This is a genomic window from Pseudomonas sp. TSRC2-2 (assembly GCF_049897785.1).
Lineage (GTDB): Bacteria > Pseudomonadota > Gammaproteobacteria > Pseudomonadales > Pseudomonadaceae > Aquipseudomonas.
Genome location: NZ_JAFCWZ010000012.1, coordinates 273507 through 299290, shown reverse-complemented (window position 1 = coordinate 299290; position 25784 = coordinate 273507). Strand labels below are relative to the sequence as shown.

General features: G+C 60.8%; 23 protein-coding genes and 1 pseudogene. 18 read left to right on the top strand and 6 right to left on the bottom strand.

Going from position 1 to position 25784, the window contains the following annotated elements; genetic code table 11:
* Positions 1 to 131: 131 nt before the first annotated feature.
* Both ACP7D9_RS24010 and ACP7D9_RS24005 read left to right on the top strand, forming a co-directional pair.
* A pseudogene (locus tag ACP7D9_RS24010) lies at positions 132 to 956 on the top strand (cache domain-containing protein); the annotation flags it as partial.
* 36 nt (positions 957 to 992) lie between these two features.
* Positions 993 to 1814 (top strand): methyl-accepting chemotaxis protein, encoded by an 822-nt coding sequence (locus tag ACP7D9_RS24005; protein ID WP_371918382.1) that lies wholly within the window; start codon positions 993 to 995, stop codon positions 1812 to 1814.
* A 125-nt stretch (positions 1815 to 1939) separates the two neighbouring features.
* Here the strand turns inward: ACP7D9_RS24005 and ACP7D9_RS24000 are convergent, their stop codons facing one another.
* Entirely contained in the window at positions 1940 to 2875 is a 936-nt protein-coding gene (locus ACP7D9_RS24000; RefSeq protein ID WP_101159007.1) for a LysR family transcriptional regulator, read from the bottom strand.
* A gap of 113 nt (positions 2876 to 2988) precedes the next feature.
* Here ACP7D9_RS24000 and ACP7D9_RS23995 point away from each other — a divergent pair, with 113 nt between their 5' ends.
* The 3 genes from ACP7D9_RS23995 to ACP7D9_RS23985 all read left to right on the top strand — a co-directional run bounded on the left by ACP7D9_RS23995 (position 2989) and on the right by ACP7D9_RS23985 (position 4298).
* Positions 2989 to 3474, top strand: coding sequence for a DMT family transporter (locus ACP7D9_RS23995; RefSeq protein WP_122508353.1), 486 nt, complete (start codon positions 2989 to 2991; stop codon positions 3472 to 3474).
* Positions 3475 to 3477: 3 nt separating this feature from the next.
* Complete coding sequence (locus ACP7D9_RS23990; protein ID WP_101159005.1) at positions 3478 to 3930, top strand: DMT family transporter; 453 nt, start codon at positions 3478 to 3480, stop codon at positions 3928 to 3930.
* A 200-nt stretch (positions 3931 to 4130) separates the two neighbouring features.
* Entirely contained in the window at positions 4131 to 4298 is a 168-nt protein-coding gene (locus tag ACP7D9_RS23985; RefSeq protein WP_101159004.1) for a metallothionein, read from the top strand.
* Between the two features lie 22 nt (positions 4299 to 4320).
* On the opposite strand, the gene ACP7D9_RS23980 is transcribed toward ACP7D9_RS23985, so the two are convergent.
* Positions 4321 to 4593 carry a hypothetical protein gene (locus tag ACP7D9_RS23980; protein ID WP_313006096.1) on the bottom strand — a complete coding sequence of 91 codons (273 nt, stop codon included), beginning with the start codon at positions 4591 to 4593 and terminating at the stop codon, positions 4321 to 4323.
* A 49-nt stretch (positions 4594 to 4642) separates the two neighbouring features.
* A complete protein-coding gene (locus tag ACP7D9_RS23975; protein WP_426159800.1) occupies positions 4643 to 4870 on the bottom strand; it encodes a DUF6555 family protein in 228 nt (75 codons plus the stop codon).
* 146 nt (positions 4871 to 5016) lie between these two features.
* Here ACP7D9_RS23975 and ACP7D9_RS23970 point away from each other — a divergent pair, with 146 nt between their 5' ends.
* The 10 genes from ACP7D9_RS23970 (at position 5017) to mnmH (ending at position 18579) form a co-directional block, all read left to right on the top strand.
* On the top strand, positions 5017 to 5790 hold the full coding sequence (locus ACP7D9_RS23970) for an AraC family transcriptional regulator (RefSeq protein WP_426159799.1): 774 nt from the start codon (positions 5017 to 5019) through the stop codon (positions 5788 to 5790).
* 220 nt (positions 5791 to 6010) lie between these two features.
* Entirely contained in the window at positions 6011 to 6184 is a 174-nt protein-coding gene (locus ACP7D9_RS23965; protein WP_073471384.1) for a DUF1427 family protein, read from the top strand.
* A 31-nt stretch (positions 6185 to 6215) separates the two neighbouring features.
* Complete coding sequence (locus tag ACP7D9_RS23960) at positions 6216 to 7172, top strand: quinone oxidoreductase family protein (RefSeq protein WP_426159798.1); 957 nt, start codon at positions 6216 to 6218, stop codon at positions 7170 to 7172.
* Between the two features lie 203 nt (positions 7173 to 7375).
* Positions 7376 to 9379 carry a type VI secretion system tip protein TssI/VgrG gene (gene tssI, locus ACP7D9_RS23955; RefSeq protein WP_426159797.1) on the top strand — a complete coding sequence of 668 codons (2004 nt, stop codon included), beginning with the start codon at positions 7376 to 7378 and terminating at the stop codon, positions 9377 to 9379.
* The gene (locus ACP7D9_RS23950; RefSeq protein ID WP_426159796.1) at positions 9376 to 10242 is read left to right on the top strand and encodes a DUF4123 domain-containing protein; all 867 of its coding nucleotides are present in this window, start codon (positions 9376 to 9378) and stop codon (positions 10240 to 10242) included. Before tssI ends, ACP7D9_RS23950 begins: the two co-directional genes overlap by 4 nt.
* Positions 10239 to 13823 carry a toxin VasX gene (locus ACP7D9_RS23945; RefSeq protein ID WP_426159795.1) on the top strand — a complete coding sequence of 1195 codons (3585 nt, stop codon included), beginning with the start codon at positions 10239 to 10241 and terminating at the stop codon, positions 13821 to 13823. Before ACP7D9_RS23950 ends, ACP7D9_RS23945 begins: the two co-directional genes overlap by 4 nt.
* Positions 13813 to 14928, top strand: a complete 1116-nt coding sequence (locus ACP7D9_RS23940) for a hypothetical protein (RefSeq protein WP_426159794.1) — start codon at positions 13813 to 13815, stop codon at positions 14926 to 14928. The genes ACP7D9_RS23945 and ACP7D9_RS23940 overlap by 11 nt, the downstream gene beginning before the upstream one ends.
* A 201-nt stretch (positions 14929 to 15129) precedes the next feature.
* Positions 15130 to 16269 carry a hypothetical protein gene (locus ACP7D9_RS23935; protein ID WP_426159793.1) on the top strand — a complete coding sequence of 380 codons (1140 nt, stop codon included), beginning with the start codon at positions 15130 to 15132 and terminating at the stop codon, positions 16267 to 16269.
* 172 nt (positions 16270 to 16441) lie between these two features.
* A complete protein-coding gene (gene selD / locus ACP7D9_RS23930; RefSeq protein ID WP_122747043.1) occupies positions 16442 to 17476 on the top strand; it encodes a selenide, water dikinase SelD in 1035 nt (344 codons plus the stop codon).
* Entirely contained in the window at positions 17476 to 18579 is a 1104-nt protein-coding gene (mnmH, locus tag ACP7D9_RS23925; protein WP_426159792.1) for a tRNA 2-selenouridine(34) synthase MnmH, read from the top strand. The genes selD and mnmH overlap by 1 nt, the downstream gene beginning before the upstream one ends.
* Before the next feature lie 44 nt (positions 18580 to 18623).
* Here mnmH and ACP7D9_RS23920 read toward each other — a convergent pair whose 3' ends face one another.
* Complete coding sequence (locus ACP7D9_RS23920; protein WP_313001937.1) at positions 18624 to 19298, bottom strand: histidine phosphatase family protein; 675 nt, start codon at positions 19296 to 19298, stop codon at positions 18624 to 18626.
* A 283-nt stretch (positions 19299 to 19581) separates the two neighbouring features.
* On the opposite strand from ACP7D9_RS23920, the gene ACP7D9_RS23915 reads away from it, so the two are divergent.
* Both ACP7D9_RS23915 and hemB read left to right on the top strand, forming a co-directional pair.
* Complete coding sequence (locus ACP7D9_RS23915; protein ID WP_426159791.1) at positions 19582 to 20280, top strand: glutathione binding-like protein; 699 nt, start codon at positions 19582 to 19584, stop codon at positions 20278 to 20280.
* 240 nt (positions 20281 to 20520) lie between these two features.
* Positions 20521 to 21495: a porphobilinogen synthase gene (gene hemB, locus ACP7D9_RS23910; protein ID WP_042609118.1), complete on the top strand. Its 975-nt coding sequence runs from the start codon at positions 20521 to 20523 to the stop codon at positions 21493 to 21495.
* Positions 21496 to 21724: 229 nt separating this feature from the next.
* Here the strand turns inward: hemB and ACP7D9_RS23905 are convergent, their stop codons facing one another.
* A complete protein-coding gene (locus ACP7D9_RS23905) occupies positions 21725 to 23929 on the bottom strand; it encodes a TonB-dependent receptor (protein WP_426159790.1) in 2205 nt (734 codons plus the stop codon).
* A 271-nt stretch (positions 23930 to 24200) separates the two neighbouring features.
* On the opposite strand from ACP7D9_RS23905, the gene ACP7D9_RS23900 reads away from it, so the two are divergent.
* Positions 24201 to 25283 carry a DUF1615 domain-containing protein gene (locus ACP7D9_RS23900; protein WP_426159789.1) on the top strand — a complete coding sequence of 361 codons (1083 nt, stop codon included), beginning with the start codon at positions 24201 to 24203 and terminating at the stop codon, positions 25281 to 25283.
* A 70-nt stretch (positions 25284 to 25353) separates the two neighbouring features.
* On the opposite strand, the gene ACP7D9_RS23895 is transcribed toward ACP7D9_RS23900, so the two are convergent.
* Positions 25354 to 25755: a hypothetical protein gene (locus ACP7D9_RS23895; RefSeq protein WP_426159788.1), complete on the bottom strand. Its 402-nt coding sequence runs from the start codon at positions 25753 to 25755 to the stop codon at positions 25354 to 25356.
* Positions 25756 to 25784: the final 29 nt, after the last annotated feature.

Genomic DNA, 25784 nt, shown 5'->3' with positions numbered 1-25784 from the left:
ACTGAAACGCCGCTATCGCCAGCAGGCTGGCTCCCACAGGGGAGTGGGGTAATCCCTTCGCTCAACTTTTGCTCCGGCGTGCCGTTAAAGCCTTTAACCACGCCAACAAAACCAAAAGAGTGAGTCCCCCGATGCGCCTGAGTCTCAAGGCTAAAGTCCTGTCCCTTGCCGTTCTGCCGGTGCTGCTCTTTGCGCTGGTCATCAGCGTGACCACGCTGTTCATCCTTCAGGAACAGGCGCGCAAGGAAGTCGAACAGACCCGCGAGCGGCTGCTCAGCGATGCCAAGGCCACCCTGCAAAGTTACGTCGCCGTGGCCATGACCACGATCAAACCGCTGTACGACGCCGCCGCACCGGGCGACGACGCGGCGCGCGCCCAGGCAATCAAATTGCTCTCGGGCATCCGCTACGGCAAGGACGGCTACTTCTTCGGCTACGACTCCGAGACCGTGCGCCTGTTCAAGGCCAACGACCCCGACGGCGTGGGCAAAAGCTTCAAGGACAACCGCGATCCGAACGGCGTCTACGTCAACCTCGGCCTGGTCAAAGTGGCCAAGGACGGCACTCACTATCTGCAATACAGCTCGCCGCTGCCGGGCAACGCCAAGGTGCTGGTGCCGAAACTCGGTTACACCGAATACCTGCCGAAGTGGGACATGGCGGTCGGCACCTCGGTCAATCTCGACGGCATCGAAGCGCAAGTGGCGCAGGTCGAGGCGCAAGTGCAGGAGCGGGTGCAAGGCGTGGTGCTGAGCATCGTCGGCGTCGCGGTGCTGGTGCTGTTGGTGATTGCGGCGGCGGGCATGCTGCTGGCCAACACCATTCTGCGTCCGCTGACGCAAATGAAAGCCAGCCTCGATGACATCGCGGCGGGCGAGGGCGACCTGACCCGGCGCCTGAACATCACCAGCCAGGACGAGCTCGGCGAACTGGCCGGCTCGTTCAACCGTTTCGTCGACAAGATCCACGGCCTGGTGCGGCAGATCACCGAGATGACCACGCAACTGACCGGGCTGGTCACCCAGGTCTCGGAACAGGCGCAGCGTTCTGATCAAGCCATGGAGCGTCAGCGCCACGAAACCGATCAGGTTGCCACCGCGATCAACGAAATGTCGGCTGCGGCTCAGGAAGTGGCGAAGAGCGCGCAAAACGCCGCCGTCGCCGCCCAGCAGACTGATGAAGAAGGCCAGAGCGCCAAGCGCGTGGTGGCAGGCAGCATCAAACAGATTCATGCGCTGGTCGATGACATCCGCAACAGCGGCGTGTCGCTGGACAGCCTGCAGCAGGACGTCAGTTCGATTGTCGGCGTGCTTGGGGTGATCCGTTCGATCGCCGAGCAGACCAATCTGCTGGCGCTCAACGCCGCGATCGAAGCGGCGCGGGCCGGTGAGGCCGGGCGCGGCTTTGCGGTGGTGGCCGACGAAGTTCGCGCGCTGGCCAGCCGCACGCAGATCAGCACCCAGGAAATTCAGGGCATGATCGACCGCTTGCAAGCGGGCACGCAGCAGGCTGTGGAGGCGATGCGCCGCTCCAGCGAAGCCGGCGACGGCACGTCACAGCAAGCCAATCAGGCCGGCGCGTCGCTGGACGCGATGGCGCAATTGATTGCGACGATCAACTCGATGAACGCGCAGATCGCCAGCGCCGCGGAAGAGCAGACGGCAGTGGCTGAAGAGATCAACCGCAGCGTGCACCAGATTGCCGTGGCGGTGGACAGCGTCGCCGATGAAACGCAACTGGGTGCGCAGACCTCGCGCAGTCTGGCGGACTTGGGGCAGCGGTTGGGCAAGCTGGTCGGGCAGTTCCGTATCTGACGCGTCCGCAATCCCCTGTAGGAGCTGCCGAAGGCTGCGATCTTTTGATCTTGGTCTGTTGATCTTTCACAGGCAGATCAAAAGATCGCAGCCTTCGGCAGCTCCTACAATGGGATCGAGTGGGCTTAAGGTCTGTCCCAATAGGGCACTTCGCCAAAGCACTCGACAAAAAAATCAATCACCGTCCTTACCTTCACCGACAGCCGTCGGCTCCCCGGCCACAGCACGGCGATCTGCTGCGGCTCCAGACTGTTCGACACCTGATACTCCCCCAGCACCGGCACCAGCGTGCCTGCGCGCACCGCTTCGCCAATCAGCCACGACGGAAACATCACCAGCCCGAGCCCTTGCTGAGCGGCCTGGGTGAGGGTGTCGGCGTGGTTGCCGGTGATCGGGCCTCTGACCGTGTACGGCGTCCAGTCCTCGCTGTCACGGCGGAAAAACCAGCGCTGCTGACCCGCCGCACCTTTGTAGGCCAGGCACTGGTGTTGCGCGAGTTCGTCGGGATGCTGCGGCGTGCCGTGGCGTTGCAGATAGGCAGGGCTGGCGGCGACCTGGAAGCGGTGCGGTGCCAGAATGCGTGCCTGCATGCTCGAATCATGCAGCGCGCCGATGCGAAACAGCAGGTCGGCGCCTTCCTGTAGCGGGTCGACATAATGGTCGGTTTGCTGGATGTCCAGTTGCAGTTTCGGATAGCGCGCGCAGAGCTCGCCCAGCCACGGTGTCAGATGGCGCTGGCCGAACACCACCGGCGCGTTGATGCGCACCAGTCCGGTGGGTTCGCTTTGCTGCTCCTGCAACGCCTGTTCGGCTTCTTCCAGTTGCACCAGTAGCAAGCGTGCATGGTGGCCGAGCGTGCGTCCGGCTTCGGTCGGTGTGACCGCGCGGGTGTGGCGGTAGAGCAATTGCTGGTTCAGCGCCTGTTCCATCAACTGGATCTGCCGCGAAATGGAAGAGGGCGCGACGCCTTCGCGGCGGGCGACTTCGGAAAAACTGCCGTGGTCGAGGACCGCCACGAACAGCCTTAACGCTTTGAATCCGAGTTCGTTGAGCCCGTGCATGCTGTGTCTCGCTGTGCGTGTTGCGCAAAAGTGTTGTCCGGATGCTCCCATTTATCGCACAGCGACACCAGCCGATAATCCGCGCCATTGTTTATGAGTGTGGAAGGTTGTGTATGCAGACGTTGAATGAAGGGGTAGTGGCGGCGCCGGTCAAGCGATCGGTGTTGCGTCTGCTGTTGCTGCCGCTGGTCATTCTCGCCGGCATGGGTTTGTCGGTTGAGGCCGGGCTGCTTGGGCCGCTGGGTGAGCAGGTCGGGCATTTGTGGGCGACGTTGAGCATCTTCGGCGTGGGTTCGGCGATTCTGTTTTTGCTGTTGCTGTTCGCCGGCCCACAGAAAGGTCCTGCGTTGACCGAGCTGCCGCGCTGGCAGTTGATCGGCGGATTCCTCGGGCCGATCTACGTGGTGGTCCTGACGCTGGCGACCCCGCACATCGGCATTGCCATGACGATGATTGCGATTTTGTCCGGTCAGGTCGGCAAGAGCGTATTGATCGATCATTTCGGCTGGTTCGGCGCGACGCGCAAGAAGGTCAACGGCGAGCGCTGGCTGGCGTTGGGCTTGATTGTGGTGGCTTTGGTTCTGATTGCGCGGGGGTGAGTGATGGGTCTGGTGATTTTGTTGGCAGTGGTGGTATTGGCCGGTGCGGTGCTGAGTGTGCAGGCCGCGATCAATGGGCGTTTGGGTGAGACGGTTGGCGTGCTGCGTTCCAGTTTGCTGACCTTTGCGGTGGGCGCGGTGGTGACCGGGTTGTTGATTCTGTTTTTCGAGCCGGCGCAGGCGGTGAGTCTGCTTGAGGTGCCGAAGTGGCAGTTGACCGGGGCGCTGTTTGGCGTGGTGTACATGATGGTGATGGTCGGCGCGGTGCCTGTGGTCGGGACAGCTGTGGCGACGGTGGCGGTGATTGTCGGGCAGTTGGGGATGGGGATGTTGATCGACAATTTTGGCTGGTTGGGGAACCCGGCGATCGAATTGTCTTCGAGCAGGATCCTGGCGATGGTGTGTTTGGCGGCGGCTCTGGTGTTTATGTATCGGAGTTCGCGGCAGGCGCAGTGATCGGATGAATTCGGATACGTGTGTATATCTGCTGAAGCTAACGCTCATTGTGTGTAGGGCTGCCGAAGGCTGCGATCTTTTGCTATTGCCATCTCTCTGCGTCGCCCAGACCCTGAACACTCCTGCAAAACCACCTTCTACACTGTCCCCTACGGCTTGCTCGCAAGCCCCAGACAACCACCACTGAAGGAGTCTGCCCCATGTCCGATAAAAAATGCGACTGCCCCGGCTGCAACTGCACCCTCAAAGAGGGCGATCATTCCTACGCTGTACACGGTAAACACTATTGCTGCGAGGCTTGCGCTCACCATCACAAGGACGGCGAAGAGTGTGCGATGAAGGGCTGCGGCTGCGCTCATCCGAAATAGGCACGGCCAAAAAAAGTGGAGCCTAATCAGGCTCCACTTCCATTTTCAGACTGTTGTCGTCCCGTCGTTCAAAGTGTCTCACCGTACCCTGCAATGTTCGTCCCTGAACCTTGATCACCACAATCTTCGCCTGGTCGAGGTCTTCCGGCACCGGTGCCTGCACGCACAAGGTGAAGCGGTAAGGATCATCAGCGACCGTTTCCAGCGCGACCTCGCAATCCACCGTTTTGGTGATCTGGCCGAAAAACGTGGTCAGGCCGTAATCCAGTCGGGCCGGGTGATAAGTGTCGGTCATCGTCGATTCTCCCTGTCGATTTGCCAAGCCTGCGGTGAAGGCGGTGGGGTCAGTTGGTCTGGCGCCAGGTGACGTTTTGCAGGCCGAATTTTTCTGCCGTCGGTTTGCTGGTCTTTTGCACTTTCTCGCGGCCAAAGCGCGGGATGCGACCCACGCCCGCGTCGCAGCTTGCCCAATGCCAGGCTTCGGCGTTGTCCATTTTGTCCGAGCGGATAATGAACGTCTTGGGGGTGCCATGCAGTGTGTAGTCGATGACGTAAAGTTTTGCGTTGTTCATAAAGCCCGAATTCCTCCCTGTGGTATTAAACGGATCGCGCTGTGCCGGGAAAATTCATTCGGATTGTCCGACGGTATCTCCCGTTGGCGAGGGCGGGGCGCGCTGGTTACCATGGCGGCTTCGCCAGCCCCCTGTGAACACTCGCCATGGCCCTCGCCGCGCCCCCTGATCTGACCGACACCGATGTGCCCGTGCAACCGCTGGCGCGGACGTATCCGCGAGGCCTGTTCATCGAGCCGCACGAGCATGTCTGGGGCCAGTTGCTGTATGCGATGAGCGGAGTGATGTGGGTGGAAACCCCGCACGAAGCGCTGGTGGTACCGCCGCAGCGGGCGGTGTGGTTGCCGCCCGGGGTGCCGCACGGGATTCGCGTGGTGTCGGATTTGCAGATGCGCAATATCTACCTGCGCCCGGCGCTGGCGGCGACGCTGGATGCGACGGTGCAGGTGATCGAAGTCGGCGGTTTGCTGCGCGAGTTGATCGTCGGGCTGGTGGCGCAGGGCGATGACGGCGAGGTTGAGTATTACGAGGCACTGGTCGGTCTGGCGTTGCTGGAGTTGCGGCGGGCAAGGCGTTCGCAACTGAAGATTCCGCTGCCGGATGAGTCCGACCGGCGTCTGATGAATCTTTGCCAGGCGGTGATGGCCGCGCCGTCGCTGGAGATTCCGTTCGAGCAGCATGCGGAAAATGCCGGGGCCAGCGTGCGTACGTTGGCGCGGCTGTTCAAGGACAGCCTCGGCATGGGCTTCGCCGAATGGCGGCGGCAGGTGCAGTTGGCCACAGCGGTGGCAGCGTTGATTCAGGGCGTGGCGGTGAGCGTCATCGCTCGCGATTTGGGCTACTCGCCGAGCAGCTTCAGCGACATGTTTCGCCGGGAGCTGGGCGTGGCGCCTTCGCAATTTGCTGTAGAACACGATTAACCAAGCCTGCATGGTTGCATTGTGGGAGCGGGATTGTTCGCGAAAGCGGTGTGTCAGCCATTCCCTCACCGCCTGACACACCGTTTTCGCGAGCAAGCCTGCTCCCACAGGGTTTTTGCGGTGCGCCAGTCATTTGTCCGAAATTCAGAAGTCCTTGGCCGATAGCGCTCCGCCCGTTTCCCTAGACTCTGCCCATCACTTGTTGCGGCGGAGTTCCCCCATGAACTACCTCATTTCTCTGGCCATTGGCCTGGGCGTCGGCCTGCTCTACGGCGCGCTCGATTTTCGTTCTCCCGCACCCCCGGCGATCGCGCTGGTCGGTCTGCTCGGCATGTTGGCCGGTGAGCAGTTGTGGCCGCTGGGCCGGCAGCTGGTCGCGGGCTGGTTGTCCTGAATTTCCTTTTTTCCTTTCGGTGGATGTGCCCATGAAAGCGTTGCAATTCGATCAGACCGGCGACCTGTCTGCCCTGCGTTTCGTCGACGTCCCGACCCCGGTGCCCGGTGCCGATGAAGTGCTGGTGCAGATCAAGGCTGCCGGCCTCAATCCCAGCGATGTGAAAAACGTCCTCGGCCGTTTTCCTTACACCACTTTGCCACGGATTCCGGGGCGGGATTTTGCCGGGGTGGTGGTCGAGGGGCCGCAAGCAGTGATCGGTCAGGAAGTCTGGGGCACCGGGCGCGAGCTGGGCTTCTTCGCCGACGGTGCTCATGCGCAATTCGTCAAACTGCCGGCCAGCGGTGTGGCGCACAAACCGGCGCACCTGAGTTTCGCCCAGGCGGCCAGCCTCGGCGTGCCGTACACCACGGCGTGGGACGCGCTGGAACGTAGCCTGGTCAGCGCCGACACGCGGTTATTGGTGATCGGCGGCGGGGCAGTGGCCACAGCGGCTTTGGCGCTGGCAAAAGTGCGCGGCGCGCAATTGCTGGCGGCGGCGCGCCGGCCCGGGCAGGTAGCAGATTTGCAGAAGCAGGGCTATCAGACGATTCAACTGGACAAGCCTGAAGACCTCGGTGCGCAGGTCAATGCCGTGTATCGCGGCGGCGCTGATGTGATCGTCGACACCACAGGTTTCTGGCTGCCGGCCTCGGTCGCGGCACTGGCCACTTTCGGTCGCATCGCCATTATCGCCGCGCCGGTCGACGGCCATGTGCAACTGCCGGCGCTGGCGCTGTATCGCAAGGGCGGCTCGGTGGTCGGCATTAACTCTTTGTTGTACGGCGTTGAGGCGTGCGCCGCGATGCTCGAGCAGTTCGGGCGGTTCTTCGATGAGGATTGCTTGCCGCTGCCGCAGGGCTTGGTGCAAGTGCCGCTGGCTGAAGGAGTGGCGCGCTATGCCGAGGTCAATCAGGGCGGTGGCGACAAGATCATTTTGCTGCCCTGACCCGCCCACGCCCTGGGCGAGCAGCTCGCTTCCACATTGAAAGGGCATGCGATACGGGATCATTTCCGTAGGATCCCGGTCGATCCCTTGTCAGCCGCCTCCGGTTCGCTCGCGAGCCGGCAAAAAAGGGAAAGGTCTGATTTCACCCGTTGCATCGCGCCGTTGCACAGTCCTGTCTTTCAATCAGACACAGGGACAGGTGGATGCGCATCGCTGGAAGGCCCGTTGTTTTTACCCTCGATATCGAGGGCGTTTCCCATGATCTTCAAGTGTTCAGCTTCCGAACCCGGGAAGCGCTCAACCAGACCTACGAACTCAATCTCGAGCTGGTCAGCGAACGCCCCGATCTCGATCTGCAAGACCTGCTGCATCGGCCGGCCTTCCTCTGTTTTGGTGCCGACGGCAGCGGCATGCACGGGCTGGTCTATCGGGTCGGTCAAAGTGATTGCGGTGCTCGGCTGAGCCGTTACCAGATCACGCTGGCGCCGCATCTTGCCTACCTCGCGCATCGGCGCAATCAGCGGATCTTCCAGAACCTGAGCGTGCCGCAGATCATCGCCAATGTGTTGGGCGATCACGGCATGCAGGCCGATGCCTGGCATTTTCAGCTCAGCGCCGAGTACCCGGAGCGGGTGTATTGCGTGCAATACCAGGAATCGGATCTGCACTTTATCCAGAGGCTGTGCGAAGAGGAGGGCTTGCACTTTCACTTCCGCCACCTCCGTGAGGCGCACCTGTTGGTGTTCGGCGATGATCAAACGGCATTTCTCAAACACGACGTGGCGACGCGCTATGTGCAGGGCAACGGCCTGGTTGCCGACACGCCCGTTATCGACCAGTTCACTGTGCGCCTGGAGCCGCGCTCCAATCTCGTCGAGCGCCGCGACTATCACTTCGAAAAGCCCGCAGTGCAATTGGACGCCAAGGCCAGTGCAGCGCGGGCTCCGCTGCTTGAGGATTATGAGTTTCCCGGCCAGTTCACCCATCGCGATCGCGGCAAGCACCTCAGCCAGCGTGCGCTGGAGCGCCATGGTGCCGACTATCGTCTGGCCAGCGGGCGAAGCAACCAGGCGCTGATGCGCGGCGGTAGCTTCATGACCATGGCGGATTATTCGCGCGCCGACTGCAACGATTTATGGCTGCTGACCGAGGTTGAGCACATCGGCCGACAGCCACAAGTGCTTGAGGAAGCGTTCACCGAGCAGGCCGACGCTGATGGGTTCAGTCAGGGCTACCGCAACCATTTCGTCGCGACACCGTGGGATGTGGTGTTTCGCCCCAAGCTCAAGCATGGCAAACCGCGCGTGAGTGGCAGCCAGTTGGCGGTGGTGACCGGCCCGCCTGGGAGGGAGATCTACAGCGATCCGTACGGTCGCGTTAAAGTGCAAATGCTCTGGGATCGAGACGGCCAGCGCGATGAACAATCAAGTTGCTGGCTGCGCGTGGCCACCGCCTGGGCACATGACCGCTACGGCAGCGTGCAGATTCCGCGGGTCGGCATGGAAGTGCTGGTGGGATTCACCGATGGTGATCCGGACAAACCGCATTTGCTGGCCTGCCTGCCCAACGCCGAGACCCCGGTGCCACTGGACCTGCCGGCGCAACAGACGCGCAGTATCTGGCGCAGCCAGAGCAGCCCCGGCGGCGGTGGTTACAATGAATTGCGCATCGAGGACAGGCAAGGCGCCGAAGAAATTTCCATCAGGGCGCAGCGCGACTTCGTTCAGCACGTGCTCAATGACCTGCGTATCCAGATCGACAACCTCCACAGTCAGGTCATCGGCGGCGTCTCAAGCGTTGAGTTGCGCGATGAGGAACATCACCTCACGCACGGCAATCGCCTGACTGAACTCAAGCAGGACGATCATCTGTGGGTGCAGGGCGAGCGGCATGTGCGGGTGGCCAGCCAGCGCGTCAGTGCCGCGCAGCAGCTGCATTTCGGCGCGGGCGAGCAGGTGGTTCTCAACAGCGGCATGCAGATAACCCTGGCGGCCGGCGGGCACTGGTTGACGGTGGGGGCGGCAGGAATTTTCAGCAGTACGCCGATTGTCCAGGGAGGGGTGCCAGCGGTGTCCCTGCCAGCCGAGCCGTTGCTGCCGGGTGCCGCGCCGTTGCTCAAGGCGACGTTCGATGCCGTGCAGCAACGTCATGCGTTGCTGACCACGCGGACCTCGCGTTGCCTGATCTGCGAGGCGGCCCAGGCATGAAGCTTCTGACGGATTGGCCTGAAGGTTTGCCGTGGGATGAGCAGCAGGCGTTTGTGCTGCTCGACGGTGCGACGATCACCGATTTGCCGGCGCAAGTGCAACGGCTCGATCCTGCTGCCAATGCCTTCGCGCTGTACGACCAACCACCGTTTTCGGCCCTGCGTGACGTCTCGCCTTTGCTGGTGACGCTCACTGACGCTGAGGATCCGGTGGGGCGGTTTCATCTGCAGCATGCCCGACAGGAATGGGGCGTGCTGCTGTTCAGCGCTGCGCCAGTGCATGAAATCGTGGCGCACTTGCGCCAGTTGCTGATGGTCGAGTTACCGGTCGGCTCGCCGGTGCTGTTGCGGCTGGCGGATGCCGCCGTGGCGCAGGCGCTGTTTGCCCGCGGCGATGCGAGTCTGTTCGGGCCGCTGGGGTGTGTGGTCACGGCGGATGGCGCGCGGGGAGTCTGGCACTGTCAGCGACCTCGTCAAGGGCAGGGTGGGGCGCTGGTGGCGCCGTATCGGTTGAGCGCCGAGCAGGATGCCGCGCTGGATGGGGTGGATCGGCGGCGGATGTTGCTACAAGTCGATGCGTATTTGCTTGAATATTTTCCCCGGTTTCACACCGGGGAAACCATCGCTGAACGTTGGATGCTTCTGGAACAAATCGAGGCAAAAGCCAGCGCGCTCGGCCTGAGCAGCCAATCGGAATGGCTTTACTTCGCCAACCTTGTCGCGTCTCTCAATGGTGCTGATCCGGATCAGCATCCGCAGATCCAGCACTTGCTACACGAGCCCTCCCTACAACCGATCGGTGAGCGCTTGACGCTGGCCGTTTCAATGGCCCGCCAATGGGCGTCTGAAAGAGTCCGACCATGAACCATCCCGCCGACCTTGCGGCAGCCGCCGCGTCCAAAGCCCCGATCATCGGCCCCGCCGCCTGCCCCTTGCGCAACACCCACGTGCAACTGCTGCCCCTCGCGTACGGCCTGGTGGAAAAACCCTTCGACCCCAGCACCGAACTCACGCTGCCGTACACCCTGACCGCGCGCCCGATGGGCATCCGCCGCCTGCGCGATGGCTGGCTGTACATCGTCGACAGCCTCAGCGGCGAGCTCTACGAATACCGCGTGCTTGAAGGCGTCGTCAGCGCATTGCTGCATCGCGGCAAAAGCGTCAGCGAGGATCAGCGCAGCGCCATTGAAGAACGTCCGGCGTTGATCTTTTCGCGCAAAAGCACCCTCTACGTGACCTTCGCCGACGTGCAGTTGAGCGCGGCGAAATGCCAACAGGTGCTGGACAGCGCGGAGGAACTTGAGCACTTCATGCAGGCGGTCGATCTCGGCCCGGTGCATTGTCTGATCGGCGGCGAACATCTGCTCACCGTGGCCCAGGCCAAACAGTGGCTGGCGGAAGTGGCCTGCACGGCGAAACCGGTGGTCGAAGCGGACGCCACGCGGATGCCGGTGGTGCAGGTCAGCGACGCGCCGGAGCACGAGCGTGAACCTTATCTGTGGGAGAATCCGCGACGTTTTCGCGAGGCGCATATCGGCGAATTCCTCGGCCGGGTGCGCGGGCCTTATCAGGACGACACGCTGTTTCTGCTGGTCAACGACGACCTCGGGGTGATGCGCGATCTGGCTGATTATCAGGACCTGGTGGTCGGCTGGATCGAGCAGTGGAGCAACACCGACAACAACGAGCGCGACTATCTGCTGGCCAGTTACATCGAGTCGCTGAGCCAGTTGGGCGCTCAGGATTTCGACACCCTGGCCAAGGCCAGCGAGGATCCGCGCGCTCAGGCATTGTTTGCTGAGCTTGAGCAGTTGCCCGAGCCGGATCGGGAAAATACCCGGCAGGCGCTGCTCGACTATTTGAACAAGGGTGGTGAGGTTGTCCCGACCGATACCCAGGCTCGACCTGAACTGCAGCAACAGCGCGAAAAGGCACTGGACCAGTCGCTGGCGCTGAACCGTTTCGACGGCGTCGCGCCTGATTTCACCGCACACGCTCGCGTCACCGCCGAGGCGGATCGACGCTTTTACACCCGCGAATATTTTGCTGAAGTGGCCCCGGCCGATTTCGTCGAGCGCCACCTGAGTACCTTGGTCGATCTGGGCAAGGATCAGAACCGGCGGATGAACGACGTGCTCGACGGCCCGCTGCTCAGCGGCAAGCGCGGCGTCAACGACCTGATCGACCGCCCGGCCATGGACGAGGTGCTCAACAGTCATCGCGACAACCTCGGACGCTGGAATCGCCTGCTCGAACGCATCACCGCCGATCGCGCGCAACTGCTGTGCGCCGGGCGTTTCCATCGCTCGGCGTGGTATTTCGATGGGCAAGTGCAGATCGATCAGGCGCTCGCCAGCGAATACGCCTGCCTCAAGGACATCGGCCGCAGCGACGCGGCCAATGAGCAAATGCTCGGTTACCTCGAACAACACCCGCAACTGACCCGCCCGCTGTTCTACACCTTGCCGCTGCGCCTGCAGACCGAACACGCCGGGCAATATTCAACGCTGTTCAACGCCGGCATGGCGATGTTCAACAACCTGCCGGACTGGCTGGCCAAGTTGCAGAGCATCGAGCAGCCGCAGCTGCCAGCACTGGACGACCTGCCCGCACACAGTCGCGTCTTGGCGGACGCGGTGCAAGACACCTACAGCCCGGCGCTGAACCTCGGCCTGAGCCGGGCGCTGGAAGGCTTTGATCTTGCCGGCGAGAAAATCCCCGAACTGGACGAACTGTTCCAGCGCCTGCCCAAAGCGCTGCGCCTACGCGTGCTCGACGCCGCGCGAACCAGCGGCGTGACCTTCACCGTGTCCACCCCGGCGGAACAATCGGCGCTGCAAACCAGCATCAAGGAAGTGCTGCGCGAACGCGACTACCTGAAAACCCTCAACCGCGAACGCAACCAGCTCACCCACAACAAAAATCGCCAGGGCCACAAAACCGCCCGTGCGGTGAAATTGCAGGAAGAAATCGTCCGCGTGCGCACGCAACTGGCCTTGTTCGAAGGCCGCCTCGCGGCAGCGTTAAGCCCGATTGACGAACTGCCGGATCGCTCGGCCCGGCTGTATGGCGCCACGCCGGCGAAAGCAGGCGTGACGGTGGTGTTTCCGCCGGCGCAGCAGGGGGAGTTACGTGGGTTGCTGGAGAATATTCGCGCGGGGGTGGCGGGGGTTTCGAAAGCGAGTCTGGTGCGGACGGAGGGGATGGGGTTGTTGGTGGTGTTGGTGCAGGTGGTGAATTTGCTGGGGGCTTATCGGGAGGTGATGAAGCAGACGAGGGACAGGAAGAAACGGGCGGATTTTGTTGCGGCTCTTGCCGCTACAGGCGCTGCGGGTTTTACCGCTGCGCAGGGGCTTGCTGATACAGCTTTGAAGGCTCGCAGCACGAGTCTTGTCGGGAGTTTGCAGCTTGAAGCGTTGCAACAGGTTCGTGTGCAAGTGGGGAAGTTGCATGTGGGGTTGGGGGGATTCACTTACACCTTCGGTCTACTGTCATCTGTTAACAGTTTTAACAATCACAGACGCAATTGGCAGGAAGCTGTTCGTAGCGGAGATCACTCGGCGCAAACCGGGGCTGCACTTGCGACGCTGGGCGCTGGCGGCATGGCGTCCGCCAACACATACGGTTTAAGTGAAACGCTGTTTGCTGGCTATAAAATAATTAATGCCCAAAACAATGCGGCACGGACAGTCGCCTGGGCTGCCGCTGGTACACGTCTTTCTTTAGTGTTCTTTCGCTTCAATTTGGCCGGTGCGTTGTTCACCGTGCTGGAGTTCGTCGGAACGTGGCTGTTCAATCGTTACAACCTCTCTGCCCACGACAAGTGGTTGAAAATCACGCCCTGGAGCCGTGATGAAGAGATGCGCGGTGACCACTCCCTGGATGACTATCAAAGTTATCTCGCTTTTTTAATACACGCTCCTTATGCCCAATCGGGACCTGATCCCGGTGACACTTGGCTGAAGACCTTACTATTTGGCGCCAAGCCCAGCGATATTCATTTGGTTTTGCCGAGGCTGGCGCTAAATGATCTTCTGCCGCCGTTGAACGGTAAACCGACCCATCGCTTGGGAATCGGCGCCCATCGACTTGTTCTACCGCTGCATGGTCGCGGTGTGCCGCAAGTGCGCAGGGAAGTCATCAGTGAGGAGATATTGAGCAGTCTGCGAATCGCAAAGTCATCGCCAGATGGTTTGGTACTTTGCCTTCAATACCCCGTCCGTCCCGACTCTGAGTACGTGCCTGCAAAGGAAACGCTCGAACTTGCCGTATGTATTCAAGCTGTTAATGGCAATGGCGAGTGGGCATCCCGAACCCGTGTCATACATATCGACCCTCGGGATACCGGCCATTTTGCCGTTGTTGTTCCCGGCTCGGTCAAGGAAAACCCTCCGGTACTGCTGGTAGAAACTCAATACCTCGAATGGGTTGACCATGCTAAATAATCACGATGAGCCTCTTGCTACTGCGCAATGTGAGGTGATTAGAAGAGCGGGGGATGTGGCGCCGTTCCCAAGCGGAAAAACTACCTATCTCGCACCGTTGCCACTGCCCACACCGATGCCCCCTTATGGCCCACATATCGGTGAACTCAATGATGTTTACATGGACTTCGGATTAGGCCAGCCGGAAGTTTTCATGTGGCAAATGACTCTGGGTGGGCCATTTGCTACGTCGTTCTCGGTGCTTTTTTTATTCCCAGTTGTTACTGGGTTTTTGGGAATTATTTTCGGCTTTGGTCAAGAAGCCATTTGGGCGTCAATGCTTGCCATCTTCGAAGAGGCTTGCGAGAACACTGTATTTACCGGGCCTTTTACGCTGTTCATCGGCCTAGGCGTCTGGCACCACGTCCACAAAAAACGTCTCTCCCTCATCCCAACCCGCTTCAACCGCCAACGCCGCGAAGTCTGCTTCATGCCCGAAGGCGCCACCGAACCAGTCTTCGTTCCATGGGAATCGCTCAGCGCCTGGATCATCGAAGCCAAAGGCGCCACCCAGTTTGGCATCCATCGCCAATACGGCATGGGCATCGGTTTCTATCAAGGTGAAAATCTCATAAGCCAGGAATTCCAATGCGCCGGCCTGGAACTCGCGATCAGTCATTGGGAAGCGATTCGCGGTTACATGGAGTACGAAGTCAACGACCTCAAATCGATTCAGGATTTGCAGGATCTGCAAGGCCCGGACGACCCACCCCACGAAGGCCTGCACACTTTTCGTAACGCCCGCGCGCGGATGCATCAGCAGATCCGTGAAGGCCGCCGCTCGCGGCTGTCGGGGTTCTTTTGGTACCTGTATCACGTCATGACTTTATGGACGATTCCCAACCGTCTGGTCGAATGGGAAGTGCGCCGTCTGGAAAGAATCGGCAAGCAGGCGCTGCCGGAGGTAATGCGTGCCTGGTCCGAGCCGCTGCCGAAAGAGCAATGGGCCAAGCCCAGTGAAGAGCTGTTGCGACTGAGCGAGCAAGTGCGGCAGATGCACAAGCGCCAGCCGCATCGGCCGATTACGCAGATTTTTGCTGAGGTTTGCAGGCGGGCTGTGGGCTGATGCAGAGCAGTTTTGTGACCAGAGGGTGGGAAGTTTTTTGCCTGTTTGAGCGCCTTCGCGAGCAGGCTCACTCCCACAGGGCACCGCGCTGGATGCGGATGTTTCGGTTGAACTTGGCCGAGGTGGGAGACCCTCGAGGTGGCGGCCATTTCTCAGTTGTTGCTACCGGGTCGGTCAAGCAAAACCCGATGGTTATGCTGGTTGAAATTCAATATCTCGAATGGGCCGACCATGCTGAATAATCACAATGAGCCTCTTGTTGATGCGCAAAGTGAGGTGATTAGAAGACCGGGCGATGTAGAGCCGTTCCCAAGCGGAAGAATTACCTATCTCGCACCGTTGCCATTACCTACAGCAATGCCGCCTTATGGGCCGCATATTGGAGAGTTAAACGACGGATACATGGACTTTGGGCTTGGATTGCCAGAGGTATTTACGTGGCAGCTAATTTTCGGTGGGCCAACCGCAGGCGCCTTTATGATCATCGTTTTATTTCCTTTAGTTACAGGGTTACTAGGCATTATTTTTGGCTATGGGAACGGGGCCATTTGGGAGTCAATGGTTGGTGTGTTCGAAGCGGGTTACGAGAACCAATCAATTTGCGGCCCCTTGATCCTTCTTATTGGCCTCGGCGTCTGGCACCACGCTCACAAAAAACGCCTCTCCCTCATCCCAACCCGCTTCAACCGCCAACGCCGCGAAGTCTGCTTCATGCCCGAGGGCGCCACCGAATCAGTCTTTATTCCATGGGAATCACTCAGCGCATGGATCATCGAAGCCAAAGGCGCCACCCAGTTCGGCATCCATCGCCAATACGGCATGGGCATCGGTTTTCATCACGGCGAAACCCTCACCAGCCTCGAATTCCAATGCGCCGGCCTGGAGCTCGCGATCAGCCATTGGGAAGCAATTCGCGGTTACATGGAGTACGAAGTCAACGACCTCAAATCGATTCAGGATTTGCAGGATCTGCAAGGCCCGGACGACCCACCCCACGAAGGCCTGCACACTTTTCGCAATGCCCGCGCGCGGATGCATCAGCAGATCCGTGAAGGCCGCCGCTCGCGGCTGTCGGGATTCTTTTGGTACCTGTATCACGTCATGACTTTATGGACGATTCCAAACCGTTTGGTCGAATGGGAAGTGCGCCGTCTGGAAAGAATCGGCAAGCAGGCGCTGCCGGAAGTCATGCGCGCCTGGTCCGAGCCGCTGCCCGAAGAGCAATGGGCCAAGCCCAGTGAAGAGCTGTTGCGACTAAGCGAGCAAGTGCGGCAGATGCACAAGCGCCAGCCGCATCGGCCGATTACGCAGATTTTTGCTGAGGTTTGCAGGCGGGGCTGACGGAGTGATGCAGGCAGTTTCGATTGCTTTCGCGCGCAGGCGCGCTCCCACAGGGCATCGCGCTATAAATGTGGGAGCGAGCCTGCCCGCCAAGGCGTCGCTCGGTCAGCACAAGAATCTGCGCGCTCGCGCTCTGCTAGAATCCGCCCCATTCATTGCCAGAGACTCTCCCATGAGCGAGCCGATTCGTCTGACCCAATACAGCCATGGCGCCGGCTGTGGCTGCAAGATTTCCCCGCAGGTGCTGGAAGTGATCCTCGCCGGCAGCGGCGCACAAAACCTTGATCCAAAACTCTGGGTCGGCAACGCATCGCGCGACGACGCGGCGGTTTACGAGATCGATGCCGAGCGCGGTGTGGTGTCGACCACCGATTTTTTCATGCCGATTGTCGATGACCCGTTCGACTTCGGCCGCATCGCCGCGACCAACGCGATCAGCGATATCTACGCGATGGGTGGCGATCCGTTGATGGCGATCGCGATTCTCGGCTGGCCGGTGAATGTGCTGGCGCCGGAAGTGGCGCGGGAAGTGATTCGTGGCGGTCGCTCGGTGTGCGACGCGGCGGGTATTCCATTGGCGGGCGGGCATTCGATCGATGCGCCGGAGCCGATCTTCGGCCTCGCCGTCACCGGCCTTGTGGAAAAGCGCCACATGAAGCGCAACGACACCGCTACCGCCGGTTGCCTGTTGTACCTGACCAAACCGCTGGGCATCGGCATCCTCACCACCGCCGAAAAGAAGGGCAAATTGCGCGCTGCCGATGTCGGTGTCGCACGTGACTGGATGTGCACCCTTAACAAGCCCGGCAGCCGTTTCGGCAAACTCGCCGGCGTTACGGCGATGACTGACGTCACCGGTTTCGGCCTGCTCGGGCATCTGGTGGAAATGGCCGACGGCAGCCAGTTGACTGCGCGCATCGCCTATGACCGCGTGCCGCGTCTGGACAGCGTCGAGTACTACCTCGATCAGGGCTGCGTGCCGGGCGGTACGCTGCGCAACTTCGACAGCTATTCGAGCAAGGTTGGCCGCGTGCAGGAGTTGCACAAACGCGTGCTGTGCGATCCGCAGACCAGCGGCGGTCTGCTGATTGCGGTCACGCCTGAAGGCAATGACGAGTTCCTCGGTGTCGCCGCCGAACTGGGTCTGAGCCTTGCGCCGATCGGCGAACTGGTTGAGCGACAGACGAACGCAGTCGAGGTGATTTGATGCTCCGCGACTGCACCGACTACCGCGATATCTTCCTCAACGACCGGCCAATGATGGATGCCCGCGCGCCGGTCGAGTTTCACAAAGGCGCGTTCCCCGGCGTGGTCAACCTGCCGCTGATGAATGATCTGGAACGGCAGAAGATCGGCACTTGCTACAAGCAGCATGGCCAACAGGCGGCGATCGAGCTGGGCCATCAACTGGTGTCCGGCGCAGTCAAGGCCGAGCGCATCCAGGCCTGGGCCGACTTCGCCCGGGCTCATCCCGATGGTTACTTGTACTGTTTTCGCGGCGGTCTGCGCTCGCAAATCACCCAGCAGTGGCTGCGCGATGAGGCCGGTATCGACTATCCGCGCGTCGGTGGCGGCTACAAGGCGATGCGCAGCTTTTTGATCGACACGCTTGAGCAGGCCATCGCGCAGTGTGATTTCGTTTTGCTCGGCGGCATGACCGGGACCGGCAAGACCGAAGTGCTGGTGCAATTGCGCAACGGTGTGGATCTGGAAGGCCACGCCAACCATCGCGGCTCCAGTTTTGGCAAACGCGCCACCGGGCAGCCGTCGAACATCGATTTCGAGAATCGCCTGGCCATCGACTTCCTGAAGAAGCGCGCTGCCGGTATCGAGCAGTTTGTGCTCGAAGACGAGAGCCGCGTCGTTGGCAGTTGTGCCTTGCCGCTGCCGCTGTATCAGGGCATGCAGCAGTACCCGATGGTCTGGCTGGAAGATCGTTTCGAGTATCGTGTCGAACGGATCCTGCGCGATTACGTCATCGATCTGTCGGCGGAGTTTGCTTCGCTGCACGGCGAAAACGGTTTTGCCTTGTTCTCCGAACGCCTGCTGGAAAGCCTCAACAATGTGCAGAAACGCCTTGGCGGTGAACGCCATTCGCGGATGCTGGTGTTGATGGAGCAGGCGCTGGCCGAGCAGGGACGCAGCGGCGCGGTGGACCTGCATCGCGGCTGGATCGAGGGGTTGCTGCGTGAGTATTACGACCCGATGTATGTGTTCCAGCGCGAGAAGAAGGGCGGGCGGATCGAGTTCGCTGGGGAGCAGGAGGCGGTGATCGAGTATTTGCGCGGGCGGGTGAGTCAGAAGGCTTGAGGCGCAAGCGACTGACCTCTTCGCGAGGTCAGGCGCTACAAAACTCAGGTCGGGCAGGTGTCCTTGCCGTTATCCAGCCCCTGCTTGTAGCTACGGCTCTGCAAACTGGCCTTGCCGTTGTGCCATTTCAGGGTCAGTACATACAACGAGTCGAAATCATCGCCGGCCCAGTCATCGGTGATCTTCTGCCGCTCGCCCACTGCGTTGCCGGCAACCTTGTTGATCAGATCCGGCAGGTAGCCATGGGACCAGGCGGTGTAGATCGTCGAGTTGTGGTACTTCTCGCTCAGCAGCTCGCGGGCCAGGTCACTGGTGTCGTTGGCGGAGAACTCGATGTTCACCGGCAGGCCAAGCTTGATCGCGGCAGGGCTGATGGTCATCAGCGGGCGAATATAGCTGTAGGAGTTGTCCAGTTCGCCTTCCTCGACATTGCGCGTCGGGTTGGCGGCGAACACGTAATCGGCCTTGCCGAATTTTTCCGGCAGCAGTGTCGACAAGTCGATGGCGCGGTTCAGGCCCTGGCAGTTGAGCTGACCGAGGCCGCCTTCGGGTTTTTCCGCGTGGCGCAGGAACACCAGCGTCTGCGTGCCGTCCGCCGGTTGCGCGCGGCTTTCACTGGATTCAAGCGAGAGAAAAAGCGCACTGACTGCCAGCAGGGAGGGCAGAGCCACATACGCGCGATGTTTGAAGCGTTTGGCGAAACTCATCAGGTTCGTCATCAATTCGAAAGTTCTTCAGCAAAATCGGTTAAGGCTGACAAACCTTGGCACCGCGGGCTCCCAGCACCGGGTGTTTCCCTGTCGTGAACAGCTTCCTCTGCGAGAAAGGCATAGCTCAGAGTCCTGTAATGCCCGTTTGGTTCGATTCGGGCCAGTGCGCAGCACTCTAACGGCAACCTTTGCGGGCATGCAGGCAGGATAGCGACAGGATGTTACGGTTCGTGTAGGCGTCAACCCGGGCCTACTTTATGATCGGCTTTCAATTTGTGACTGGATGCTTCCAATGACCGATCTGTCTGCATTCCCGATTACTCAGAAATGGCCGGCGCAGTACCCGGACTGGATTCAGCTCTACTCCCTGCCGACCCCCAACGGCGTGAAAGTGTCGATCATGCTCGAAGAGATCGGCTTACCGTACGAGCCGCACCGCGTCGGTTTCGACACCAATGATCAGACGTCGGCAGAGTTTCTCTCGCTGAACCCGAACAACAAGATCCCGGCGATTCTCGACCCGCATGGCCCGAAAGGTCAGCCGCTGCCGCTGTTCGAATCTGGCGCGATCCTGATTTATCTGGCCGACAAGAGCGGCCAGTTGCTCGCTCAGGAAGGCGCGCTGCGCTACGAGACCATTCAATGGCTGATGTGGCAAATGGGCGGCATTGGCCCAATGTTCGGCCAGCTCGGTTTCTTCAACAAATTCGCTGGCAAGGACTACGAAGACAAGCGTCCGCGTGATCGCTACGTCGAGGAGAGCAAACGCCTGCTGAACGTACTCAACACCCGCCTCGAAGGCCGCGACTGGATCATGGGCGAGCGCTACACCATCGCCGACATCGCGACGTTCCCGTGGGTACGCAATCTGCTCGGCTTCTATGAGGCAGGCGATCTGGTCGGGATTCAGAATTTCCCGAACGTCACGCGGGTGCTGGAGCGGTTCCTCGCTCGCCCGGCGGTTATTCGCGGGCTGACCATTCCTTCTTGAACGGCATACTCTAATTGTGGGAGCGGGCTTGCTCGCGAAAGCGTCGCGTCAGTCAACATTAACGCGTCTGACCCACCGCCTTCGCGAGCCCGCTCCCACAGGGAGTCACGCGATCAGCAGGATTATTGCAAGCCCGGTAACGCTCTCTTGATTGATCCAGGTTTGTCCCGCACCCGCCGCAAGGCATAAGCTTCGCCCCCTACGACTTTCGTCTCATTCGCTGTTTTCAGGAAAGGCCCCATGTCCAGTCAGTTCCCCGAAGCACGTCCCCGCCGTCTGCGCCGCAATGCGAGCCTGCGCAGTCTGTTCCAGGAAACCGAATTCAGCCTGAACGATCTGGTCCTGCCGATCTTCGTCGAGGAGGAGATCGACGACTTCGTGCCGATCACCAGCATGCCCGGCGTACAACGTATTCCCGAGCGCAAGCTGGCCAGCGAAATCGAGCGCTACGCCCGCGCCGGTATCAAGTCGGTGATGACATTTGGCGTGTCCCATCATCTGGATGCCAACGGCAGCGACACCTGGCGCGAAGACGGTCTGGTCTCGCGCATGTCGCGCATCGCCAAGGACGCCGTGCCGGAAATGATCGTGATGTCCGACACTTGTTTTTGCGAGTACACCGATCACGGCCATTGCGGCGTGATGCACAACCACGAGGTCGACAACGACCAGACTCTGATCAATCTCGGCAAACAAGCCGTGGCCGCCGCTCGCGCTGGGGCTGACGTGATCGCACCGTCGGCGGCGATGGACGGCCAGGTGCGGGCGATTCGCCAAGCGCTCGACGCGGCCGGCTTCACGCAGATTCCGATCATGGCTTATTCGACCAAATTCGCTTCGGCGCTGTACGGCCCGTTCCGCGAGGCCGGGGGCAGTGCGCTCAAGGGCGATCGCAAAAGCTATCAGATGAACCCGATGAACCGCCGCGAAGCACTGCGCGAATCGCTGCTCGACGAGCAAGAGGGCGCTGATGCGCTGATGGTCAAACCGGCCGGTGCCTACCTCGACATCATCCGCGACATTCGGCAGGCCTCGAACCTGCCACTGGCGGCGTATCAGGTCAGCGGCGAATACGCGATGATCAAGTTCGGCGCCCAGGCGGGTGCGATCGATGAAGATCGCGTGGTTCGCGAAAGCCTCGGCGCAATCAAGCGCGCCGGGGCGGATCTGATCTTTACTTACTTTGCGATGGATCTGGCGTTGGCAGGAATTTAATCAACACTGCACATCCCCTGTGGGAGCGGGCTTGCTCGCGAATTGCGAGTGTCAGGCAACGTTTCTGGCTCTGATACACCGCCTTCGCGAGCAAGCCCGCTCCCACACTGGACTGTATTTCTCCTGTGAAAGCGGGCTTGCTCGCCAAGAGGCCGGGTCATGCACCGCAAAACCCAAAAAGGCCCCGCAACCGTGAAGCTGCGGGGCCTTTTTTACAATGCGATAACGCTTAGAAGTCGATAGTCCCCGACAACTTCGCCACTCGCGGTTCACCTTGGGTCAGGTAGCCACCCTGAGCCGATTCCCAGTACTTTTTGTTTGCCACGTTCTCAACGCCGAACCGCAGCGTCACGTCCTTCTCCGAGACCTTGAATGCATAGCGCGCGCCTGCGTCGAAGCGGTTCCAGGTTGGCAGGCTGAGGTTATTCGCCGCATCGGCGTATTGTCCGCCGGTGCGCAGCATCCGCGCGTTCAGCGCGACGCCTTGCAGGCCCGGTACGTCCCAGTCGACGCCAGCGTTGAACTGGAAGGTCGGTACGCCGATGGCGTGGTTGCCGTCGTTGGTGCCGTTGAGGGTGTTTTTCAGCTCGGTGTCCATCAAGGTCAGGCCGCTGATCAGGCGCAGGCCGTCGAGTGGCTCGCCGAACACGTTCATCTCCACGCCTTTGTTGATCTGCTCGCCTTCGCGTACGTAGGTGCAAGTGGTGGCGCTGTTGATTTCGCAGTAGCCGTCGCTTGGCTGTTCGATGCGATAAACCCCGAGGCTCGCGCCGTAGGTGCCCATGTCGACTTTTACGCCCAGTTCGGTCTGTTTGGAGCGTTTCGGTGCATAGACTTCGTTGCCGTTGGTCACGCGAAAACCGCCGCTGCTGGTCGGCGAGGTCGGCCCTTGGGCCAGGCCTTCGATGTGGTTGGCGTAGAGCGACACATGTTCCCACGGCTTGAATACGATGCCGTACACCGGCGTGGTGATCGATTCGTCGTAGCTCGACGAGCGCGGGCCGCTCCCGTAGCTGGCGTAGCTGTAACCCTGCACGACCAGTTGCTGGCGACGCAGACCGGCGGTGACCAGCAGGCGATCGTCGAAGAACCCGAGGGTGTCGGAAATCGCCACGCTGCGGTTGAAGGTCTTGCCGACGATGCCCGGATCGTTGAGATCGCCACCAGAGAAGTTGCCGACCGGTGCCGGGGTGGTGATCGGGTGGTAGATGTTGTTCGAATAGCGGGTCAGGTCGAAGTCATAAGCACTGCGCTGCTCGGCCCAGATCCCGGTCAGGCCGAAATTCAGCTTGTGGCTGACTGGCCCGGTGTTGAATTTGCCGTTCAGACCGGCCATGACGCTGGTGTTGTCCTCGTCATGCGGGACGAACGAGCCGGTGGTGAACGACGCGCCGCTGTTGCCAACCAGTGTGGTCGAGTTGTAGCGACCGACCTCGCGGGTGTGCTTGGCGCCGCCAGCGGCGTAAGCGGTCCAGTTGTCGTTGAGGTCGTACTCGGCGCGGAGCATGCCGAAGGTGTCTTCGATATCGGTGTAGCCCCACTTCGGCGCGTAGTTGGTGTCCGCCGATGGCGCGTCCGGAATGTGCGTGGCGGTGCCGAGGTTGACCGAGCTGCGGCCACCGTTGACGCGTTCCTTCTGATAGGCAAAGTCGCCGGAAATCCGTAGCGCGTCGCCGCGATAGTCGAGGCCGATGGCGAACAGTTTCGAGCGCTGGTTCTCGTGATCGATGCCGGTGTCGCCCTCGCGCTGCGACAGGTTGACCCGCGCGCCGAAGCGGTTGTCTTCACCGAAACGCTGGCCGATATCGAAGTGGTGGCCGATCCGGCCTTCGCTGTTGATGTCGGTGGTGTAGCGGCGCAGCGGCACGTCGCCCGCGCGTTTGGGTTGCAGGTTGACGCCGCCGCCAATGCCCGAACCGGTCGGGGTCACGCCGTTGATGAAAGCGTTGGGGCCTTTGAACACTTCCACGCGCTCCAGCGCATCGGTGGAAATGATCTGCCGGGGCAACACGCCGTACAGGCCGTTATAGGAAATGTCGTCGCCATTGAGTGGCAGGCCGCGAATCATGAAGACCTGCGCCTGGTTGGAGAAGCCCGAGGCCTGGCGCACCGAGGAATCGTTGAGCAGCACGTCGGCGACATTTTCCGCCTGCTGGTCCTGGATCAGCTGCTCGGTGTACGACGCCGCGCTGAACGGTACGTCCATCATGTCCTGGTTGCCGAGCACGCCCAACTGTCCACCGCGCGCGACCTGACCGCCCGCGTAGACCGGGGGCAGGGCGTTGGGAGCAGGGGCCTGGGCATTGATGTTGACGTCGTCGAGCACCAGCTCTTTGCTGTTGTTTTCAGCGGCGTGGGCGGTGACGGTCAGGGAGCACAGCAGGGCGAGCAAAGTCGGGCGGAACGGAGCGCCGAGTCGAGCTGAAGCGGGCATGTCGAATACCTGGAGGCGAGCGGCCAATGAATAAATAAAGGGCGGCGCGGAACTCCTTGCGCTAATGCGACTCCAGGTGCAAATGATAGAGTTTCGCAGTAACGTTTTGCAATCAGTTTGTCATCCGTCGTAGGAGCTGCCGAAGGCTGCGATCTTTTGATCTTGCTTTTTGCAGATCAAGGTCAACATCAAGATCAAAAGATCGCAGCCTGCGGCAGCTCCTACAGGGGTTGTGTATGGTGTCGTGGTTGATTTGACTGGATGGAGCAACATGCGATTACTCATTACTGTTGGCGCCGTGCTGCTGCTCGCCGGTTGCGCCAGCCAGCGCAGCAACGAACCGGCGCCGCGTCCGCCGGCCGAAGTGAAGGCGGAAATCGTTCGCCTGTTGCCGGCCAAAACTGCCGATCGTCAGGGCTGGGCCACGGACATTTACGCCGCGTTCGCCGCGCAAGGCATCAACACCACGACGCAAAATCTGTGTTCGGTACTGGCCGTGGCCGAGCAGGAATCCACTTTCCAGGCCGACCCGACGGTGCCCGGTCTGGGCAAGATTGCTCGCGATGAGATCGATCGCCGCGCTGCCAAGGTGCACATCCCCGGCCTGCTGGTCAGCGGCGCTCTGCAAGTGCGCTCGCCCAATGGCAAGAGCTACAGCGAACGCCTGAGTGCGGCGCGCAGTGAGAAAGAGCTGAGCGCGATTTTCGACGACTTCATCGGCATGGTGCCGATGGGGCGCACGCTGTTCGGCGGTTTCAACCCGGTGCACACCGGCGGGCCGATGCAGGTCAGCATCGAATTTGCCGAGGCGCACGCCAAGGATTATCCGTACCCGGTGGACGGCACGATCCGCCGTGAAGTGTTCAGCCGGCGCGGCGGCATGTATTTCGGCATCGCCCATTTGCTCGGTTACCCGGTCAATTACCGCGAGCCGCTGTATCGCTTTGCCGATTTCAACGCCGGTTGGTACGCCAGCCGCAATGCTGCATTCCAGAACGCGGTCAGCCGCGCTTCCGGCATTCCCCTGACGCTGGATGGCGACCTGATTCGCTACGACTCGATCATGCCCGGCAGCACCGAACTGGCGGTGCGCACCCTCGGCAAATCGCTGGGCATGCGCAACCCGACGATTCGCGATCAATTGGAGAAAGGCAAAACCCTGGAATTCGAAGAGACCAAACTCTATCAGCGCGTGTTCGAACTGGCGGAGCGGGCCGAAGGCAAGTCACTGCCGCGTGCGGTGTTGCCGGGAATCGTCCTGCAGAGCCCGAAGATCACCCGCAAACTCACTACAGCCTGGTTTGCCAAGCGCGTGGACGAGCGTTACAAACGCTGCATGGCCAGGGCCGGCTGATGCCACAGACATAAAAAACCCGGCTGCGGAAGCCGGGTTTCTCTGCGGTGTTGCGCGTAAAGCGATGCATTCAGGCAACGCGACGTTCGATCAGGCGATCCGAACCACCTTCGGCGACGGTGTTGCCTTGCAGGCGATCAGAGCCATCAGCGGCGACGGTGTTGCCTTGCAGGCGGTCAGAACCATCAGCGGCGACGGTGTTGCCTTGCAGGCGGTCAGAACCATCAGCGGCGACGGTGTTGCCTTGCAGGCGATCAGAGCCATCAGCGGCGACGGTGTTGCCTTGCAGGCGGTCAGAGCCATCAGCGGCGACGGTGTTGCCTTGCAGGCGATCAGAGCCATCAGCGGCGACAGCGTTCTGATACAGGTGATCCGAGCCGTCTGCGGCGATCATGGTGTGCGCCGGGGTGGCGGCGAAAGCGTTAACTGCGAAAACCGAGAAAGCGATGCTGAGAAGAGTCTGGCGTTTCATGATGGTGTGCTCCGGGGTGTTGTTGGTTG